The organism is Mesorhizobium sp. CA16, from assembly GCF_020165175.1.
Lineage (GTDB): Bacteria > Pseudomonadota > Alphaproteobacteria > Rhizobiales > Rhizobiaceae > Mesorhizobium.
This window is the reverse complement of sequence record NZ_JAIUHP010000003.1, coordinates 63,901-82,687: the sequence shown is the minus strand read 5'-3', so window position 1 is coordinate 82,687 and position 18,787 is coordinate 63,901. Positions and strand designations below refer to the sequence as shown.

Sequence of the window (18,787 nt, the reverse complement as noted above, 5' to 3'; positions counted from 1 at the left end):
TCGGCCGGGGCCGAACTGTCACAAAGGTGACAAGGCGTCGAAGTAGCTGGGCATTGATGCAGTTGCGTTCCTGCATTGCCGTCCTCCAGCCATTCCCAAGCCACGAGGCATTTTCCAATGATCCGGTCCTTTCTCTCCCTTTGCCTCGCCTCCACGGCGCTGGCATCGCTCTCTGCTGCTGCCCAAGCGGCGCCTGCCGGTTACGACAAGATCGACACCGTCGTCGTCATCTACGCCGAGAACCGCAGCTTCGATAATCTCTATGGCGGCTTCCCCGGCGCCAACGGCTTGGCCAACGTTTCGCCTGAACAGGCGCGCCAGCTCGACCGCGACGGCAAGCCGCTTTCCGAACTGCCGCCGGCCTGGGGCGGACTGACCGGCAAGGGCGTCACGCCGGCGGTGACGGAGGCGCAGAGCGCGCATCTGCGCAACGCGACATTCGCCATCGACGATCCCAAGGGCTTCAACGAGAATACCGGCGTCATCACCCATGATCTGTGGCATCGTTTCTATCAGGAGCAGATGCAGATCGACGGCGGCCGGAACGACAAGTTCGTTGCCTGGGCCGATTCCGGCGCGCTGGTGATGGGCCATTATGACGGCTCGATCCTGCCGATGTGGGCGATCGCCAAAAAATACGTGCTGGCGGACAATTTCTTCCAGGGCGCCTTCGGCGGCTCCTTCCTCAACCATTTCATGCTGGCCTGCGCCTGCGTGCCTTACTATCCAAATGCCGACACCAGCCCAGTGAAGGCCCAGATTGCCGTCGTCGAGCCGGATGGCGTGACGCTGAAACCGGCCGACAATTCGCCGCCCTCGGCGCTGGGCGGCGTGCCGAAATTCACCAATGACGGCGCCATCACGCCCGACTTCTACGCCGTCAACACCATGCAGCCGCCTTACCAGCCAAGCGCCAACAAGCCGGCCGAGGGTGGCGACAAGGCGCTGGCCGATCCGGCGCAGCCGACCACGCTGCCGCCGCAGCACGAGATCACCATCGGCGATCTGCTGTCGCTCAAGGGCATTTCCTGGGCGTGGTATTCGGGTGCCTGGCAGGCGGCGCTCGACGGCAAGAACGCGACGCCCGTGCCGAACTTCCAGTTCCACCACCAGCCCTTCAACTATTTCGCGGCTTATGCGCCGGGCACGGCCGCGCGGGCCGAGCACCTCAAGGACGGCGGGCTCGGCGGCACTGAGTTCATCAAGGCGATCGATGACGGCAAGCTGCCGGCGGTCTCTTTCTACAAGCCGCAGGGCAACCTCAACGAACATGCCGGCTATGCCGACGTGACCTCCGGCGACCAGCACCTGGCCGACCTCGTCGCGCATCTGGAGAAGAGCCCGCAATGGGCGCATATGCTGGTGGTCGTCACCTATGACGAGAATGGCGGCTTCTGGGATCATGTCGCGCCGCCCAAGGCCGATCGCTGGGGCCCGGGCAACCGCATCCCGGCCTTCATCATCTCGCCCTATGCGAAGATGGGGATGGTCGATCACACGCAGTACGACACGACCTCGATCCTGCGTTTCATCACCGCCCGCTACGACCTGCCTGTGCTGCCCGGCATCGTCGCCCGCGACAAGGCGCTGCGCAACCACGACCAGCCGCCGATGGGCGATCTGACGGCAGCGCTCGATCTGACGAAGTAACCTCTCAGAACCCGGGTTCCTCGCCCCCGCCAGAGGCGGGGAAGAGGTGTCCGCAAAAGTGGACGGCGAGGGGGCTTCGCAGGGCGCTCCCCTCTCCGTCTCGGCTTCGCCGAGCCACCTCTTCCCCATTTCATGGGGCGAGGAAACGCCAATCGCCCAAGGCCTGCCTCGGCGATTGCCTCAGTGAATTCCCGTCCGCTATCAATGGCCTCCAAACCGGAGGGACACGATGGCAGACTTGAAGATCAGAACCCGCAATGCCGGCGCGCTCGCCGTCCTGCCGCCGGGCGGGCTGCCGGTGATCACGACGCCGACCGGTGGCACGGTCGATGTGGTCACGCAGGTCAGCGCGCCCGGCTTCAGCCCGCTCGACCTGCTCCATGCCTCTTTGGCCGCCTGCATGGTGCTCAGCGCCCGCATCGCCGCCACCCGCCTCGGCGTCGCCGACCGGCTCGGCGAGGTGAGGGCGGATGTCAGCGGCGAGAAGGCGACGGACGAGCCCTCACGGGTCGAGACATTCATCGTCAAACTGGGGATCGCCGGCGACCTCGATGACGCGACGAAAGAGCGAATCCTGGCGGACGCGGAAAACATCTGCACCGTCTCCAACACGCTGCGCGGCGCGCCGGCGCTTCGTTCCACGCTGGGGTGAGCGCAATGGCGTATCTTTCGCCGATCGACTACGCGACCGCCTCGGACGACATCCGCGCCGAGCACGACCGCGAGCTCGCGCTGCGCGGCCGCATGACCAACACGAAGCGCATCCTGCTCCACTCGCCGGCCGCCCACCGCATCTACGCCGAATGGTTCACGCTGCGCGACCTTCTCAAGCCCACACTCGACGACCGCGCCATCTGGCTGTTGTCGAAAGCGATGGCCGAGACCATGCGCGCCGAGATTCCCGTGACGTTCTTTCGCCGCGCATTGATCGAGAACGGGCTCGACCCCGAAGCGATCGAACCGACCGCCGACGAGACGCTGCTGATCTCCTTCGGCATGGCAATCGCCGCCGATGCCAATGCCGTCCCGGCAGAAACCTGGGCCGCACTCAAGGCGCGCTACGACGAGACGCTGCTCGTCAACCTCACCGCCTTCGCCGGCATCATGGTGGCGACCTGCGTGTTCACCAATGCGGTGAAGGTGGAACTGGATCCAGAGCTGGAGATGTATCGGAGGCAGTGAGGCGCGACTTCTCCTTCTCCCACAAGGGAGAAGGGAAAGCCGGCGCCCACCCCCGCAGGAATCGGGTGGCCGATGCTCATCCTTCGCTCCACTTTGACATCAAGCGAAGGAGCCAACCCATGACCATCCATTCCCTCAACACCAAACGCGCCAGCCGCTCCGCCGAATCCCGCGTCGCAGCACAAGATTGGCGCGCGCTGGTCTCTGACCTCAATGCCCATGGCTGCGCCGTCCTGCCCGGCATGCTGTCGGCGGAAGAATGCGCCGATATCGCCGCGCTCTACCCGCATGAAGAGCATTTCCGCAGCCATGTCGTGATGGCGCGCCACGGCTTCGGCAAGGGCGAATATCGGTATTTCAAATATCCGCTGCCGGACCTGATCGAGGGCCTGCGCACCGCGCTCTACCCGCGCCTCGCCCCCGTTGCCAATGACTGGAACGAGAAGATGGGCGTTGCCCAGCGCTATCCGGCCGAGCACGCCGCCTTCCTGAAACGCTGCCACGACGAGGGCCAGGTGAAGCCGACGCCGCTTCTGCTGCAATACGGCCTCGGCGACTTCAACTGCCTGCACCAGGACCTCTACGGCGAGCTTGCCTTTCCGCTGCAGGTGGCGATCCTGCTGTCCGAGCCCGGCGAGGATTTCACCGGCGGCGAATTCGTGCTCACCGAGCAGCGCCCGCGCATGCAAAGCCGCGCCGAGGTGGTGCCGCTCAAGCGCGGCGCTGCGGTAATCTTCGCCGTGCACAACCGGCCGGTGGAGGGCACGCGAGGTTACTATCGCGTCAACCTGCGCCACGGCGTTAGCCGCCTGCGCTCGGGCAGGCGACATACGCTCGGCATCATCTTCCATGACGCGAGGTGACACTCCCCGAGGCGGCTTTTTTCTACGCTCCCGGCCGCCGATAACGGATCGATTTCGCCCTGCCCAGCGCGTCCATCGTCTCCTCGACGCTGAGGAGGACGGTGGTCTCGCAGGAGCTGAGCGCCCCTCCGGCACCGATGGCGAGCACGACGGACGCCATCGAAACATTGTCCGGCGCCTCCCACAGGTTCCAGCCGTCGTGCTCGCCGAACGCGTACCAGAACCCGTGCAGCTTTCCGCCCACCGATTCTATGTATGAGCTGGCTGCCTTGCGGCGATCTTCGGGGTTTTCGATCATTCGCGCCCATGTCTCGGGCGTGTAGCTGAAGCGCGTCAGGTACATGGCCATGGTTGATCTCCCTTGCCAGAGCCCATCAAGTGGTTGGCTCCAGCACTAAGCGCTCGATCTGTCGGCGACGCGAATCAATTTTACCTCGGCTGGTTCTGCCTCAAAGGGAATAGGCCGAGCGCGGCATGCGGCGCTTCTGCCTCTTTCCCTCGTGCCCGCATTCGCGTAATGCCCCGGGCAAATCCCCGCCACGTCAGCGAAGTTTCCCGGACTGTCCCATGATCCGTCTCGAAAATATCGGCAAGCAGAACGGCCGACAGATCGTCTTCATCGAAGCTTCGGCCGCCTTGCAGAAGGGCGAGAAGATCGGGCTTGTCGGCCCGAACGGCGCCGGCAAGACGACCCTGTTCCGCATGATCATTGGCCAGGAGCAGCCCGATGAAGGTCAGGTCTCGGTCGATCGCGGCGTCACCATCGGCTATTTCAGCCAGGATGTCGGCGATATGGGCGGCTTGAGCGCCGTCGCCGAGGTCATGGAGGGCGCCGGACCGGTTAGCGCGGTCGCTGCCGAGATGCGCGAGCTTGAGCACGCCATGGGCGATCCCGACCGCGCCGACGACATGGATCAGATCATCGAGCGCTACGGCGAGTTGCAGCACCGCTTCGAGGAGCTTGACGGCTATGCGCTCGACGGCCGCGCGCGCGAGGTGCTGGACGGCCTCGGCTTCAGTCAGGAGATGATGGACGGCGACGTCTCAAAACTCTCCGGCGGCTGGAAGATGCGCGTGGCACTCGCCCGCATCCTGTTGATGCGGCCCGACGTCATGCTGCTCGACGAGCCGTCGAACCATCTCGACCTCGAAAGCCTGATCTGGCTGGAGAAATTCCTCAAGGATTATGACGGCGCGCTGCTGATGACCTCGCACGACCGCGAGTTCATGAACCGTATCGTCACCAAGATCATCGAGATCGACGCCGGTGCGCTCACCTCCTATTCCGGCAATTACGAATTCTACCAGGAGCAGCGCGCGCTGGCCGACAAGCAACTGCAGGCGCAGTTCGAGCGCCAGCAGGCGATGCTGGCCAAGGAGATTGCCTTCATCGAACGTTTCAAGGCGCGTGCTTCCCATGCGGCCCAGGTGCAGAGCCGGGTGAAGAAGCTCGACAAGATCGACCGTGTCGAACCGCCGAAGCGCCGCCAGACGGTGACATTCGAATTCCAGCCGGCGCCGCGCTGCGGCGAGGACGTGGCGACGCTGAAGGGCATCCACAAGGCCTATGGCAGCCGCAATATCTATTCGGGCCTCGACTTCCAGATCCGCCGCCGCGAGCGCTGGTGCGTGATGGGCGTCAACGGCGCCGGCAAGTCGACGCTTCTGAAGCTGGTCGCCGGCGCCTCCCAGCCGGACGAGGGCTCCGTCGCGCGCGGCCCGAGCGTCAAGATGGGCTATTTCGCCCAGCACGCCATGGAACTGCTCGATGGCGAGCGCACCGTCTTCCAGACGCTGGAGGACTCGTTTCCGCAGGCCGGCCAGGCGCCGCTCAGGGCTTTGGCCGGCTGCTTCGGTTTTTCCGGCGACGAGATCGAAAAGAAGTGCCGCGTGCTTTCCGGAGGCGAGAAGGCCCGGCTGGTGATGGCGCTGATGCTGTTCGATCCGCCAAACCTGCTGGTGCTCGACGAGCCGACCAACCACCTCGACATAACCACCAAGCAGATGCTGATCGAGGCGCTGTCGCAATATGAAGGCACGATGCTGTTCGTCTCGCACGACCGCCATTTCCTGGCGGCGCTGTCGAACCGCGTGCTCGAGCTGACGCCCGACGGCGTCCACACCTATGGCGGCGGCTACACCGAATATGTCGCCCGCACCGGCCAGGAAGCGCCGGGATTGAGGGGGTAGGGCGAGACCCTACGCAATTGGCGGCGGCGCATTCCCCCTGTCGGGCGAGCGTCGGCGCTTACCCCCTCGTCAGCCCGCGATCGATCAGCCGCGCAAGCCGCGCCGAGAACGCCTTGGCGTCGGCCGGCTTGTCGCCGTCGAGCACACGTGCCTCGTCGTAAAGCAGATGCGCGGCGTCTTCCTTGAACGCCTTCTCGTCGTCGCCGAGCTTTGCCAGCGCCGCCACGCGCTCGTGGCGCGGGTTGATCTCGAGAATTGGCTTGGCCGCCTTGTCGAGCCGGCCGGCGGCGTTGAGCAGGCGCTCGAACTGGCGGTCCGGGCCATGCTCCGGCGCGACAAGGCACACGGCGCTTTCGGTCAGCCGGTCCGAGGACTTCACGTCCGAAACCTCCTCGCCAAGCGTCGTTTTCACGAAAGCCAGGAAGGCGGCGATATCCGACGATGTCTCCGCGTCGGGCTTCGTCGCATCTTCGGGCAGCGCAATATCGGCGAGCTCGGCCGCGCCCTGCGTCACCGACTTGAACGGCTTGCCGTCGAATTCCGGCGCCATCGTCACCCAGAAGCTGTCGACGGGATCGGTGAGGAGCAGCACCTCGATGCCGCGTGCGCGAAAACCTTCGAGCTGCGGCGAGGCTTCGAGCCGGGCGCGATCGTCACCGGCCATGAAGAAGATCGCTTTCTGTCCTTCCTTCATCGCTGCGACATAGTCGGCAAGGCTGCGCCAGCCTTCGCCTGAGGTCGTCGAACGGAAGCGGGCAAGCTTCAGCAGCTGCTCCCGTCGCTCGTAATCCTCATAGAGACCTTCCTTGAGGACGACGCCGAAATTTTCCCAGATTTTGGCGTAGGCTTCGGCATCGTTTTCGGCCGTCTTGGCGAGGTCGCCGAGAACGCGGTTGGTCACGCCCTTGCGGATCGCTGCGAGCAACGGGCTTTGCTGGATCATCTCGCGCGAGACATTGAGCGGCAGGTCGGCGGAATCGACCAGGCCGCGCACGAAGCGCAGGTAGCGCGGCAGCAGATCGGCTTCGTCGGTGATGAAGACGCGCCGCACATAGAGCTTCATGCGGCCCTTGCGGTCCTGGTCGAACAGGTCGAACGGCCGCGAGCCCGGCACGAAGGCGAGTACGCTGTATTCCTGCCGGCCCTCGGCGCGGAAATGGATGGTCGAGGCTGGCTCGTCATACTGGCCGGCGATGCTGCGGTAGAAGTCGGTATATTCCTCCGGCTTGATCTCGCTCTTTTGCCGCACCCAAAGCGCCGTGCCGTCGGCGATGTCGCGCGGTTCGGCGCCGGGCTTTTCGACAAATGTGATTGGCACCGGCACATGCCCGGACTGCGACTTCGCCAAGCCCTCGAGCCGATAGGGCGTGGTGTAGGACGAGGCGTCCTCCATCAGATGCAGCACCACGCGCGTGCCGCGCTTGGGTGCTGCCTCGAGCGGCGCCGGCGCGATCTCGTAGGTGCCCTTGCCGTCGGACGACCAGCGGAAGGCCTCGTCGCTGCCGGCCTGGCGGCTGATGACGTCGACCCGGTCTGCGACCATGAAGGCCGAATAAAACCCGACGCCGAACTGGCCGATGAGCTGCGTGTCTTCCGCCGCCTTGCCGGCTTCGACGCGCTCCATGAAGGCGCGGGTGCCGGAGCGCGCGATCGTGCCCAGCGCCTCCGCCATCTCGTCGCGGCTCATGCCGATGCCGTTGTCCTCGACCGAAAGCTCCTTGTTGTCCGGATTGGCGGCAATCGTGATGCGTGGCTTGGCATCGGCGCCCAGAAGCTCTGGCCGGCTCACCGCCTCGAAGCGCAGCCTCTCGCAGGCATCCGCCGCGTTGGAGATCAGCTCGCGCAGGAAAACGTCTCGGTCCGAATAGACCGAGTGCACCATCATATGCAGCAGCCGCGAGACGTCCGCCTCGAATGTCCTGGTTTCCTTCGCCTTGGTGTCCGTCGTCATTCAAAATTCCTGGGTTCGGTTATTTTGTCCGTCGCGCCAGCACGCGCCGGTTTCAAATCTTCAGCCATTGTTGCTTGTGGACGCGCGCCCTGCCAGCGCTGCGGGCGCCAGCGAAACCATGTCCGGCGCCAGGATATCGTGGCGGCGGGCGAAGGCAACAAGGGTTGTCCGCACCATTTCCGCGTCGATCTCGCCGGCAATGCCGGCTCTGCAGGCGTTGAGCGCCATCGCATATGCGCTGCTCCTGCTCGCAGCCGGCCAATCCTGCAGCAGGGCATAGGCTTCCATCATGGTCTCGAGCCGGACCGGCAACCCCATTCCGACAAGGATGGTGACAGGGTCTTCAAAGCGGTCGTGGCTCATGGTCAGAACCCTCATTCGGGTGGGTGCTCATGGCGCCCGGGCGAAGGCCGGTCGTCCCGGCCAGCACATGTCGACGCGGGTAGGGCGGTTGCAGGACGATGCCGTGCGGCCGCGGCTGGCCTATGCCGTTGAACGCCTGCACAACCACCGGGCCCGCCGGCGTGTGCGTCGCTGAATTCTGCCGGTTAAGGCGCGGCGGGGGCAGCGCCTTGTGTGCCTTGGCGAGGGCCTCGATCCAGGCGGCGACCGCCAGCGGCACCGGCGCGCGCCCCTCGAGCCAGCGTGTCACGTCGTTTCTGGGCCAGCCAAGTTCCTCGGCGACGTCGGCAGCTTCCCATCGCAAGATTCTCAGGCATTCGCGCAATCGTCCTGCAATCATGGCAATCCTCGTCCGTTCGCAGTCACATGGGCCCCGCCTTGGAGGCGGGGCCCGATTTTGCTAGCCGCCCCCGGATGTTTCGGTGGCCGACACGTGCTGTGCGGCAAGAAACATCAGCGTTGAGGCGACGGTCCGCCGGTTCCACCCGGCGGATTCGGCCGTGTCGAGCAAGCCTGCCAGCAGCGGCTTCAATGCGCTTCGGCATTCGGCTTCATAAGCGAGGAATTCGCTTGCCGGGCGCGTCGGCGCCGGAACCGAGCCATTGCCGCTCATCATATCCATAATGGCCTCCCATCGTGCATTTCGAAACGCCCGCTCCCGTTGCCGGAAGCGGGCTCCCGTCGGCGTCTCAGAAGTCCATGCCGGCGCCAGCCGGCATGGCCGGAGCGGCCTCCTTCTTCGGCTTCTCGGCCACCATGGCCTCGGTGGTGACGAGCAGTCCGGCAACCGAGGCCGCATCCTGCAGCGCGGTGCGCACGACCTTGGCGGGATCGATGACGCCCTGTTTGTAGAGGTCGCCATATTCGCCGGTCTGGGCGTTCCAGCCATAGGCGAATTCGGTCTTCTCGCGCAGCTTGCCGACGATGATCGAACCTTCCGACCCGCTGTTCTCGGCGATCTGGCGCGCCGGAGCCTCGATCGCGCGCCGCACGATATCGACGCCGTATCTCTGGTCCGGGTTGTCGACGGCGACTGTGTCGAGCGCCTTGGCCGCCCTGAGCAGGGCAACGCCGCCGCCGGGCAGGATACCTTCCTCGACCGCCGCGCGCGTGGCGTGCAGCGCGTCGTCGACGCGGTCCTTCTTCTCCTTGACCTCCACTTCCGTCGCGCCGCCGACGCGGATCACGGCAACGCCGCCGGCGAGCTTGGCCAGCCGCTCCTGCAGCTTCTCGCGATCATAGTCGGAGGTGGTCTCCTCGATCTGCGCCTTGATTTGCGTGATGCGGCCCTGGATCTCCTCCTTCTTGCCGGCACCATCGACGATGGTGGTGTTCTCCTTCTCGATCGCGACCTTCTTGGCGCGGCCGAGCATCTCCAGCGTGACGTTCTCCAGCTTGATGCCGAGATCCTCGCTAATGGCCGTGCCGCCGGTCAGGATGGCGATGTCCTCCAGCATGGCCTTGCGGCGGTCACCGAAGCCCGGAGCCTTGACGGCGGCGACCTTAAGCCCGCCGCGCAGCTTGTTGACGACGAGCGTGGCCAGAGCCTCGCCCTCGACATCCTCGGCGATGATCAGGAGCGGCTTGCCGGACTGGACCACGGCTTCGAGCACGGGAAGCAGGGCCTGAAGATTGCTGAGCTTCTTCTCGTGGATCAGCACATAGGGCTCTTCGAGCTCGACGCGCATCTTGTCCTGATTGGTGATGAAATAGGGCGAGAGATAGCCGCGATCGAACTGCATGCCTTCCACGACTTCCAGCTCGGTCTCGGCCGTCTTGGCTTCCTCGACGGTGATGACGCCTTCGTTGCCGACTTTTTCCATAGCCTCGGCCAGGAAGCGGCCGATCTCGGCATCGCCATTGGCCGAGATGGTGCCGACCTGTGCGATCTCGTCGTTGCTGGTGATCTTGCGGGCGTTGACCTTGAGTTCGGCGACGACAGCATCCACCGCCTTGTCGATACCGCGTTTCAGATCCATCGGGTTCATGCCCGAGGCAACGGCCTTAGCCCCTTCGCGAACGATCGCCTGGGCAAGCACGGTGGCAGTGGTGGTGCCGTCGCCGGCGATGTCGCTGGTCTTCGAAGCGACTTCGCGGACCATCTGGGCGCCCATGTTCTCGAACTTGTCCTCGAGCTCGATCTCCTTGGCGACGGTGACGCCGTCCTTGGTGATGCGCGGCGCGCCGAACGACTTGTCGATGACGACGTTGCGACCCTTCGGACCGAGCGTCACCTTCACCGCGTCGGCGAGGATGTTGACGCCGCGCAGCATGCGCTCGCGGGCGTCGGAATGGAATTTGACTTCCTTGGCAGCCATTGGATCACTCCTTGTTTAGGCAGCTTTCATTGACTGGGTTGCGGTTCTATCGAAGCCCCGGTCAGGCGGCTTTCTTCAGCGTCGCGGCCTGCTCGATCACGCCCATCACATCGCTTTCCTTCATGATGAGCAGATCCTCGCCGTTGAGCTTGATCTCGGTGCCGGACCACTTGCCGAACAAAATGCGGTCGCCGACCTTCACGTCGAGGGGCACGAGCTTGCCGCTCTCGTCGCGGGCCCCCGGGCCGACGGCGATGACTTCGCCTTCCTGCGGCTTTTCCTTGGCAGTGTCGGGGATGATGATACCGCCGGCCGTCTTCTCTTCGGCCTCGATGCGGCGCACGAGCACGCGGTCATGCAATGGACGGAACGTCATATCGTTCTCCTTCAGGACAAACAGATTGCGAGCAGTTCCTCCGCTCCGGACCGGCAGGACCGGAGCGGGGCTCGCGCGACCCTTTCGGCATCGCGCGCATGTCGAGCTAATTTTGCCTTCATCTACTTTCAAGGGGGTACCGCAAATTTTTTGGCACTCTCGACCGTTGAGTGCTAGCGCGCTGAAAACATGCGGTAAATTGGCCCGCTCCGATAACGAAGAGGCTTGAATTCGCGATTGAGTTGAACAAGATTATCGGTGCCCGGCAGCGCCGGGACCGCTGAGAAATTGGAACCCGAAGCAAGGAGTTTTTGGAGACGGAGGACAGAAATGGACCGACAGACGCTTTCGCCGATCATTCCTTCCCTAGCTCCCGAACTATCAGACCTTTCGCTCGACCGGCTGCTGTCGCCGGCCAGGCATTTTCAGCACCCGCGGGATGTGCTGGAGGACGGCTCGCTCGATATATGGGAAAAGCGGGCGATCCTTTCGTCCTGGGCGTCCGATGCTTGCGCCGTAGAATCGATGCCGGCGCTGCGCCAGCCGCCGGGCACCGAGCGGCCGGTCTCCTTCGACGACATCATGGATGCGCTGCGCCGGCTTGATGCGCTGGCTCCGCCGCCCAGCGGCCCTGCCGATGACGACCACCGGCAGGTGGTCGACCGGCTGAGCGCGTGAAGGCCCGAAGGCGATGGCGGTCAGCAGGGAATTCCGCTTGCAGATGAATGGCTATGGCTTGGCCACTGCCGAGATCCATTATCATCTGCCCGACCATCCCAGCCTGCTCCAGCTTTACGTCTGGCAGGACTATGATCTTGCCCCGGATTTCCCGGCGCTGAGGGGCTTTCTGGGCTTTTGGCAGCGCGAGCTGGCTGGCGCCTTGCATTCTGTCCGTGTCGCTCACCATCGACTCATCAGGGCGTCGGAATGGCGGGCCGTCGACGGGATCATCGCGATCCATTGAAGATCAGCTCCCCGAGGCGGTCGTGGTTGTGCGGCCGCCTCCAACTCATGATTTGCCTGCCTGCATGCAGACGAAGGGACTGACTTTCACGACCTGAAGGCTGCTTCGAAGCGGGCCTTGACGTGCCCGTGTTGAATTCCCAGATCGATTACGCCGGTGCTTGAGAGAGACCGGCAAGGTCAAGGGGCGCCGCTTCCTTGGCGCCCCTCGTATCTATGTTGCTCAATGGAGGATGTAGCTATGAGAACCACGTTTGACTTCAGTCCCCTGTTCCGGTCGAGCATCGGCTTCGATCGAATGCTGAACGCGCTCGAGACGGCGAGCCGGATCGAGACCGTCGACAATTGGCCACCCTACGACATCGCCAAGACTTCGGAAGACGACTACCGCATCAGTATGGCGGTGGCTGGGTTCTCGCAGGACGAACTGGCCATTACCCAGGAGCAGAACATGCTCATGGTCTCTGGCCAGAAAGCCGGCGAGGACAAGGGTGAGTACCTGCATCGTGGCATCGCCGGCCGTGCATTCCAGCGCCGCTTCGAGCTTGCCGACCACGTCAAGGTCGTTGGCGCCAGCTTGGTCAATGGGCTGCTGACGATCGATCTGAAGCGCGAAATTCCAGAAGAGATGAAACCGCGGCGGATCGAGATCGCGGCCGACAAGGCAACGCTCAAAGGCACGACAAAGAAGATCGAAGGCGAGAAGCACGCCGCCTGAGGGCTTCTGTGAGCGCATCCGCGCTACGCGCCGGGCACTGCGCGGCGCGTAGGAGCTTTTCGAGCCGATGAACAGAAAGGAGCAAACCATGAGTGTCCGTGATCTGATCCCCTGGGGCCGGAGCAACGGCAACCAGCTTCCAAGCATATTCCGCGACGGTGAGCGCGATCCGTTCCTGTCGCTGCATCGCGAGGTGAACCGCCTGTTTGACGACGTTTTCCGCGGCTTCGACAGTCGGTTGCCGTCACTTGGCGGTGTCTCCGCCCTCGGCGCCGGTTGGCCGAGCGTCGAGATCTCCAACGGCGAGAAGGAGATCAAGGTGATGGCCGAGGTGCCTGGCCTCGAACAGAAAGACATCGAGGTCCTGCTCGACGACGGCGTGCTGACGCTGAGAGGCGAGAAGCGCTCCGAGACGGAGGACAAGGATAGGCAGTTCTCCGAGCGCTATTACGGCCGCTTCGAGCGCCGCATCCCGGTCGGCTACGAGGTCAAGGAAGACGAGGTGGATGCCCGCTTCAAGAACGGCGTGCTGACCGTCACCTTGCCGAAGAGCGAGAAGGCGCAGTCGCAGGTCAAGCGCATCGACATCAAGAGTTGATGCACCGACGCGGGAGGTCGGCCCATCCGCCTCCCGCGTCGACTCCCATAGAGCCACGGCAACCGGATGCTCGCGCAAGCAACTCCACTCGATCGATCATGGGCGGCCGAGGAAGAGAAAATTTATACGGCGGGAGCTTCTTTTTTCCGTCCAGAAGTCTTCGCATCGCTCATCTGAATGATGACAAGCAGCTCGCTGTCTTTCCCTTCTGCTGCGCATGCTTTCAGCACCTATCCGGAGAGAAAGCTAACATATGTTAGGAACGGGAGAGGGGCTCACCTAGCGCGGATCCGCATCAGATTGGGACCGGCGATAACCTTAATTTTGGTTTCCTTTGCACAGGCTTCCCGAACGGAAGGTAACGCGATAGATTAGTAATTCGTTAAGTACGCCCGGGGGCGAGCGTAAAAGATGTGTCGTCGAGCGTAAGGGATGTGCCGTGATGAATTTCAAGTCTCTGATCAAGCGGGCCGAGGACGTCGATAAGGAATTTCAGGAACTCCAATCGGATCTGGCGGAGGCGTTCGAGGACGTTCTCAAAGATGACGAACAGCCGCCGTCGGAAGACGACGCCGTCGCCGGTCGGGAACTGGTTGCAAGCGACGAGAATCCGCCGGCCGAAGAGCCGTCCGACGCAACGGCATCGCGGCTGACACCGCATACCCAGACGCGGCTGGCCGCCCTGGAGGCCGTCACCGGGCTTTTCCGGGACGGGCAGGGCCATCTGCAGGAGATCGAGGCAAAGCTGGCGGAGATCGCCACTGCGCATCATATGACGCGCGAAGTCCTCAACGTCTTCCATCGCGACGTGTTGCGCTCCAACGAGCTGGAGCTGGCAAACCTCGCTCTCACCGCCGAACACAAGACATTGTCGGAACAATTGCTTGACGCCGCCCGCCGGCAGCGCGAACGCGACGGCGCGGCCGAAGCGTGGCAGCAGCGCGAGGCGAGCCTCGTCCAGGACCGGGAGCAGCTGCGCTCGGCGCTTGCGGCGGTGCGCCTGGAGCTGGTGGAGATGGGCAATGAGACCGCCAGGCGCGAGACGGAGTTCGGCGAGATCGTCAAAGCCCTGACGGCCAAGACCGTCGAAGTCGACAGGCGCGGCGCCGAGAACAAGCTGCTGCGCGAAAAGCAGGTCGGCCTTTCGGTCGATCTGGAGCAGGCGCAAAAGCGCGAGGCGGAGGCCCGGCACAAGTTCGACGAGTTCGCGGCAACCCACGCCAGCGAAACCGCCCATATCGCCGAGCTGATGGCTCAAATCGGCAACCACGAAAAGGAAGAAACCCGGCTGCAGAAAGCGCTCGAGGCAGCGCAGGCCAGGCTTGCCGAAACAATCGAGGCGGCGCGGATCGCCGAGAGCGACAGCACCGCCGAATTGGCACGCAGCCACGCGGAAATGCGCGGTTTGCGTGCCGAGATCCAGGAACTGCAGTCGCGTCTGGACAAGGTCTCGACCGACAATGGCGAAGCCACGGACGAGATCACCAGGCTAAAGGCGCAGCTGAACGACGCCGTCACCGAACGCCAGATTGCGGAGAAAAGGCTCGCCGTTCTCAAGGACGAGAGCGAAGCCGACAAGAAGAACCTGTCCGAGGTCAGCACCAATTTCTCACGGCTTTCGCTGCAGCAGGCGTCGGAGCAGATCCAGCTCGATATCCAGAAGCAGGAATGCGAGGATTTGCGCGCCGAAGTCGAAGCGCTCAACGCCCGCATCCGGGAATTGCTGCCTTATGAGCGCCTGCATCGGGTGACCGACGCAAGGTCGCGCATGGATGCCGCGCCTCAAACCAACGGGATCATCGCGGAAGCGGCGCGCCCCGTCGCGCGGCGCGTTTCTCGGCGCAACATGCGGGCGAACGGAGGCTGAGGGTTTCGAGCGGCTCGGCTTCGACAGCGCCGGCCCGCTCTATCTCTATGGTTTGAAACCGCTCCACTTCGAGAGCCGCTGCGCTTTCCTGGAATTGCCCTGGCGGACTATTTCCCAGCCATGTCGTCGGCAAGGTCCTGCGCCTGCTTGAACAGCGCCGGGAAGGACGGGTCGCCAGGCAGGCGCTGGGCCATGCAGGCGCGGTAGTCGGCGTCGCCCTTTTCCCAGGCGGCGTTGGCGGGATCGGAGACCTGCGGATCGTCCTGGTCCGAACCCTGGTCGGCCTGCTGGGCTTTCTGCGCGGCGGCGTCGGCGGCTGCCCAGATTGAATCGCAGGCCGCGATCTTCGGCACGGCGGGCGAGGCGGGTGCCTCGGCAATCAGCACGCGGTCGCCTTTGACGACCGCCACGACGACGTGCTGATCGTAGATCGGTCCGACATCCTGGGTCCAGCCGCCGAGCCGCGCGACCACCGCATCGGCGCCGTCGGGCTCCTTCAACGAAAAGTCGAGCGTGCCCGAGAATGCCGCGTCGCTGCCGATGGCCTGGGTGTAGAAACTGTCGAGCTTCAACGCCGCGCCGATGTCGGCGGGCAGCTTGAAATCCGCTTCCGCTTCGGACGATTTGGACTTGAGCCAGCGCTCGGTCAACCCGCGCGTCGAGGCGACGATGCTTGGGCCGTCGTCGCTCTGCGCATATCGCAGCCCGTCCAGCATGCCGTAGCCGATATCGGAAGCGTTGAGGCTTTGAACATTGATGGTACCGGTCGCCGGAAAGCCTTTGACGGAGAGCGGACCGAGGATGGCGGCGAGGCGCTGCTGGAGGTCGGCCAGCGCCTTCTCGTTCTGGGCATCGATAGTTTCGATCGCCGTATTGGCGCTTTCCTGCGCGGTGATATCGGCGATCGCCTTGTCGCGCGCGGCGATATAATCATCTTCCGGCGAAGCGGCATATGCCGCGTTGCCCGCCAGCGCAATGAGAAGCGTCAAGACCAACCGCATGCTGCAACCCCAAATCAGCGATCAAAGCCCTTGGGAGCCATCGCCCGACTTGGCGGCTTTTGCGTGGCGGAAATCATGGAGAGCCAAATCTTTATTCCGGCTTGCGTTTCTCCACCTCGGCCTTCCTCAGCAAGAACCGCTGGATCTTGCCGCTCGGTGTCTTCGGCAGTTCGCTGACGAACTCGACCTCGCGCGGATAGGAATGCGCAGACAGCCGCTTCTTCACATGCTGGGCGAGTTCCTCGGCTAGCGCCTCGCTGCCCTTGAAGGCGGGCGCCAGCACTACGAACGCCTTGACGATCTCCGTGCGCTGCGGATCGGGCACGCCGACGACGGCCGCCTCGTTGACCGCCGGATGCTCGATCAGCGCGCTTTCGACATCGAACGGTCCGATGCGGTAGCCGGACGAGGTGATGACATCGTCGGCCCGCCCGATGAAGGAGACGGAGCCGTCCGTCTCATATTCCACCGTGTCGCCGGTGCGGTAGTAGCCGCCCGCGATCGCCGGCGTTTCCGCCTGGTGGTAGCCGTCGAACCAGCGCAGCGGCGAGTTGGCGATATCGACCGCCAGCACGCCGGGTTGGTTGGGGCCGAGTTCGTTGCCTGCCTCGTCCAGCACCACCATGCGGTAGCCGGGCATGGCAAAGCCGGCCGAGCCGGCGCGAACCGTATGCGCCAGACCATGATGGTTGTTGACCATCATGCCGTTCTCGGTCTGGCCGTAATGATCGTGGATCGGCGCTGCAAGATGCGCGTCGAACCAGCGGATCACCTCCGGATTGAGCGGCTCGCCGGCGCTGCTCACCACGCGCAGCCTGCCCTTGACGCGGGCCGCGGCCTCGGGCCCTTCCGCCATTAGCAGGCGATAGGCTGTCGGCGAGCCGGCCAGGCTGGTGACGCCCAGACGCTCGATGATGTCGTAGGTCGATTTGGCGTTGAACGCGCCTTCGTAGAAGGTGGTGGCGATGCCGAGCTGCAAAGGCCCGGTGATGGCGTAGTAGAGCCCATAGGCCCAGCCGGGATCGGCGATGTTCCAGAAGATGTCGTCGGGCCGAAGCCCGATCGCGTCACGCATATAGGCGCCGAAGGCAAGCAGCGCGTTGAGCGGCACCGGCACGCCCTTTGGGTGCCCGGTCGTGCCGGAGGTCGACATCATCATGAACAGGTCGGTGCCCTTGCGCATGACCGGCTCGCTATCGAGGAAGGCAGCCGCGAGCGCCGCGCGGAAATCGACGTCGCCTGCTGCAAGGGCGTCGCCGGGCCCAACGATGGTGGCGATGCGCGGACGGTTTTCCACCTCGTCGAGCTTGGCGCGGTTTGCGGGGTTGGTCACCACCAGCTTCGCCTTGCTGTAGTTCAGGCGATGCTCGACAGCCTTCGGCCCGAAAGCGGTGAACAGCGGCTGATAGACCGCGCCGACGCGCCATGTGCCGAGGATCAGCGCCACCAGTTCAGGGATGCGCGGCAGCATGCCGGCGACGACGTCGCCAGGGCGCACGCCGAGACTTTTGAGCAGGGTGCCGACGCAGCCCGCCATGTCGGCCAGATCGTCGAAGGAGTATTCACGCAATTCACCGGCAGCCGAGATCGCGCGCAGCGCCAGCCTGTTGTCGCCGGTATAGCGGCCGCAGCATTCGACATAGGCGTTGATGCCGGTCGCCGGATCGCCGTGGAGGCGCGCGATCTCGTCCTCGATGCGGAATTGCGCAACGGCATCCTCATAGCGCGGCAGCGCCGCTGGCGTGTCGGTCATGGCAATCCTCCCTCGGCGGCGGATGATCTCCCCATGATCGCCGCCGGAGGAGATTGCATGAAAGGAGGGCGCTGGTCGATTGCGGCAGCGTCTTTCTCCCCGTTTTACGGGGAGCTCCTTATCCACGCTTCCGATAAAGGCTCAGCGTTATCTCCTTGCCCACGCCCACGGGCGTCAGCATGAAATAATCATAGACCATGATTTCGCCGCTCGGACCGACCATCCGCTTCGACCAGATCGGCGCTTCCTCGACCCGCATCTCGGCCCATTGGCGCGCGAAGTCGGGGCTCAGCGCCTTGAGTGGATCGAGCACGGCGCGGATGTCGGCAGCAGACGCGTATTCGACGGTCGCGGCGCGGAATTGCGCGATCGCCGAGCGAGCTACCACTTCCCAGTCGGCGAACAGGCCGCGCCAGGCGGGATCGAGGAAGAACCGCGCCAGCAGGTTGCGCCTTGCGGGATCCTCCTGATCGAAGCCGCCGAACAAATCCGCCGCCTCGTCGTTCCAGGCAATGAAGTCCCAGGCGCGGTTGAGCGCATAGGCCGGGTTGGGCGAGAGCGTGGCGAGCAATCCGACAATGCGCGGATCGGGCGAGGGGCCTTCGAGCGGCGTCGCCTCAGGCCGCCATTCCGGCTTTGCGAGCTTGAACAGGTGCTGGTGTTCCACAGGCACGAGGTCCAGCACGTCGGCGAGCGCATTGAGCACCTGCGCGGAAGGATTGGCCTCGCGGCCCTGTTCTAGCCACGTATACCAGGTGGCGCTGATCCCTGCGAGCAGCGCGACTTCCTCACGCAGCAGCCCGCTTGCGCGCCGTCGCGTGCCGGTGCGGATGCCATGCCGTGACGGCTCGACGCGTTCGCGCATGGCGCGCAGGAAGCGGCCGAGTTCCTTACGCCTGTCCATCTCGGTGGTCTGTTCCAGCATGCTCGTGCCTCGAAGGGGGTGGCGACGCTA

The 18,787-nt window shown here is 64.2% G+C and carries 20 protein-coding genes; 10 read left to right on the top strand and 10 right to left on the bottom strand.

Annotated features, from left to right (window positions below; translation table 11 throughout):
• Positions 1 to 117 precede the first annotated feature (117 nt).
• The 4 genes from LB525_RS06245 to LB525_RS06230 all read left to right on the top strand — a co-directional run bounded on the left by LB525_RS06245 (position 118) and on the right by LB525_RS06230 (position 3,695).
• Positions 118 to 1,650 (top strand): acid phosphatase, encoded by a 1,533-nt coding sequence (locus LB525_RS06245; RefSeq protein WP_224543985.1) that lies wholly within the window; start codon positions 118 to 120, stop codon positions 1,648 to 1,650.
• Positions 1,651 to 1,879: 229 nt separating this feature from the next.
• Positions 1,880 to 2,302 carry an OsmC family protein gene (locus LB525_RS06240; protein WP_224543984.1) on the top strand — a complete coding sequence of 141 codons (423 nt, stop codon included), beginning with the start codon at positions 1,880 to 1,882 and terminating at the stop codon, positions 2,300 to 2,302.
• A 5-nt stretch (positions 2,303 to 2,307) separates the two neighbouring features.
• Positions 2,308 to 2,832 (top strand): hypothetical protein, encoded by a 525-nt coding sequence (locus LB525_RS06235; RefSeq protein ID WP_224543983.1) that lies wholly within the window; start codon positions 2,308 to 2,310, stop codon positions 2,830 to 2,832.
• Between the two features lie 119 nt (positions 2,833 to 2,951).
• Entirely contained in the window at positions 2,952 to 3,695 is a 744-nt protein-coding gene (locus tag LB525_RS06230; RefSeq protein ID WP_224543982.1) for a 2OG-Fe(II) oxygenase, read from the top strand.
• 22 nt (positions 3,696 to 3,717) lie between these two features.
• On the opposite strand, the gene LB525_RS06225 is transcribed toward LB525_RS06230, so the two are convergent.
• Positions 3,718 to 4,044 carry a GYD domain-containing protein gene (locus LB525_RS06225; protein ID WP_176477003.1) on the bottom strand — a complete coding sequence of 109 codons (327 nt, stop codon included), beginning with the start codon at positions 4,042 to 4,044 and terminating at the stop codon, positions 3,718 to 3,720.
• 218 nt (positions 4,045 to 4,262) lie between these two features.
• Here LB525_RS06225 and LB525_RS06220 point away from each other — a divergent pair, with 218 nt between their 5' ends.
• Positions 4,263 to 5,885: an ABC-F family ATP-binding cassette domain-containing protein gene (locus LB525_RS06220; protein ID WP_224543981.1), complete on the top strand. Its 1,623-nt coding sequence runs from the start codon at positions 4,263 to 4,265 to the stop codon at positions 5,883 to 5,885.
• A 58-nt stretch (positions 5,886 to 5,943) separates the two neighbouring features.
• Here LB525_RS06220 and htpG read toward each other — a convergent pair whose 3' ends face one another.
• The 6 genes from htpG to groES all read right to left on the bottom strand — a co-directional run bounded on the left by htpG (position 5,944) and on the right by groES (position 10,932).
• Positions 5,944 to 7,836: a molecular chaperone HtpG gene (gene htpG / locus LB525_RS06215; RefSeq protein WP_224543980.1), complete on the bottom strand. Its 1,893-nt coding sequence runs from the start codon at positions 7,834 to 7,836 to the stop codon at positions 5,944 to 5,946.
• A 60-nt stretch (positions 7,837 to 7,896) separates the two neighbouring features.
• Positions 7,897 to 8,199, bottom strand: a complete 303-nt coding sequence (locus LB525_RS06210; RefSeq protein WP_224543979.1) for a DUF982 domain-containing protein — start codon at positions 8,197 to 8,199, stop codon at positions 7,897 to 7,899.
• Positions 8,180 to 8,578, bottom strand: coding sequence for a helix-turn-helix domain-containing protein (locus tag LB525_RS06205; protein ID WP_140846984.1), 399 nt, complete (start codon positions 8,576 to 8,578; stop codon positions 8,180 to 8,182). The genes LB525_RS06210 and LB525_RS06205 overlap by 20 nt, the downstream gene beginning before the upstream one ends.
• A 60-nt stretch (positions 8,579 to 8,638) precedes the next feature.
• Positions 8,639 to 8,854 (bottom strand): hypothetical protein, encoded by a 216-nt coding sequence (locus tag LB525_RS06200; protein ID WP_224524799.1) that lies wholly within the window; start codon positions 8,852 to 8,854, stop codon positions 8,639 to 8,641.
• Positions 8,855 to 8,927: 73 nt separating this feature from the next.
• A complete protein-coding gene (gene groL, locus LB525_RS06195; RefSeq protein ID WP_140846978.1) occupies positions 8,928 to 10,556 on the bottom strand; it encodes a chaperonin GroEL in 1,629 nt (542 codons plus the stop codon).
• A 61-nt stretch (positions 10,557 to 10,617) separates the two neighbouring features.
• Positions 10,618 to 10,932 carry a co-chaperone GroES gene (gene groES, locus LB525_RS06190; protein WP_040988406.1) on the bottom strand — a complete coding sequence of 105 codons (315 nt, stop codon included), beginning with the start codon at positions 10,930 to 10,932 and terminating at the stop codon, positions 10,618 to 10,620.
• Positions 10,933 to 11,262: 330 nt separating this feature from the next.
• Here groES and LB525_RS06185 point away from each other — a divergent pair, with 330 nt between their 5' ends.
• From LB525_RS06185 to LB525_RS06165, 5 genes are all read left to right on the top strand, one after another.
• The gene (locus LB525_RS06185; protein WP_224524793.1) at positions 11,263 to 11,610 is read left to right on the top strand and encodes a hypothetical protein; all 348 of its coding nucleotides are present in this window, start codon (positions 11,263 to 11,265) and stop codon (positions 11,608 to 11,610) included.
• A gap of 13 nt (positions 11,611 to 11,623) precedes the next feature.
• Positions 11,624 to 11,896, top strand: a complete 273-nt coding sequence (locus LB525_RS06180) for an usg protein (RefSeq protein WP_224543978.1) — start codon at positions 11,624 to 11,626, stop codon at positions 11,894 to 11,896.
• A 240-nt stretch (positions 11,897 to 12,136) separates the two neighbouring features.
• Positions 12,137 to 12,613, top strand: a complete 477-nt coding sequence (locus tag LB525_RS06175; RefSeq protein ID WP_224524790.1) for an Hsp20 family protein — start codon at positions 12,137 to 12,139, stop codon at positions 12,611 to 12,613.
• Positions 12,614 to 12,701: 88 nt separating this feature from the next.
• Positions 12,702 to 13,211, top strand: coding sequence for an Hsp20/alpha crystallin family protein (locus LB525_RS06170; protein ID WP_224513219.1), 510 nt, complete (start codon positions 12,702 to 12,704; stop codon positions 13,209 to 13,211).
• Positions 13,212 to 13,653: 442 nt separating this feature from the next.
• A complete protein-coding gene (locus tag LB525_RS06165; RefSeq protein WP_224543977.1) occupies positions 13,654 to 15,078 on the top strand; it encodes a hypothetical protein in 1,425 nt (474 codons plus the stop codon).
• A 107-nt stretch (positions 15,079 to 15,185) separates the two neighbouring features.
• On the opposite strand, the gene LB525_RS06160 is transcribed toward LB525_RS06165, so the two are convergent.
• From LB525_RS06160 to LB525_RS06150, 3 genes are all read right to left on the bottom strand, one after another.
• Positions 15,186 to 16,079, bottom strand: coding sequence for a hypothetical protein (locus LB525_RS06160; protein WP_224543976.1), 894 nt, complete (start codon positions 16,077 to 16,079; stop codon positions 15,186 to 15,188).
• 91 nt (positions 16,080 to 16,170) lie between these two features.
• Positions 16,171 to 17,832, bottom strand: coding sequence for an acyl-CoA synthetase (locus tag LB525_RS06155; protein ID WP_224543975.1), 1,662 nt, complete (start codon positions 17,830 to 17,832; stop codon positions 16,171 to 16,173).
• Positions 17,833 to 17,950: 118 nt separating this feature from the next.
• Positions 17,951 to 18,757, bottom strand: coding sequence for a helix-turn-helix transcriptional regulator (locus LB525_RS06150; protein WP_224543974.1), 807 nt, complete (start codon positions 18,755 to 18,757; stop codon positions 17,951 to 17,953).
• Between the last annotated feature and the right edge of the window lie 30 nt (positions 18,758 to 18,787).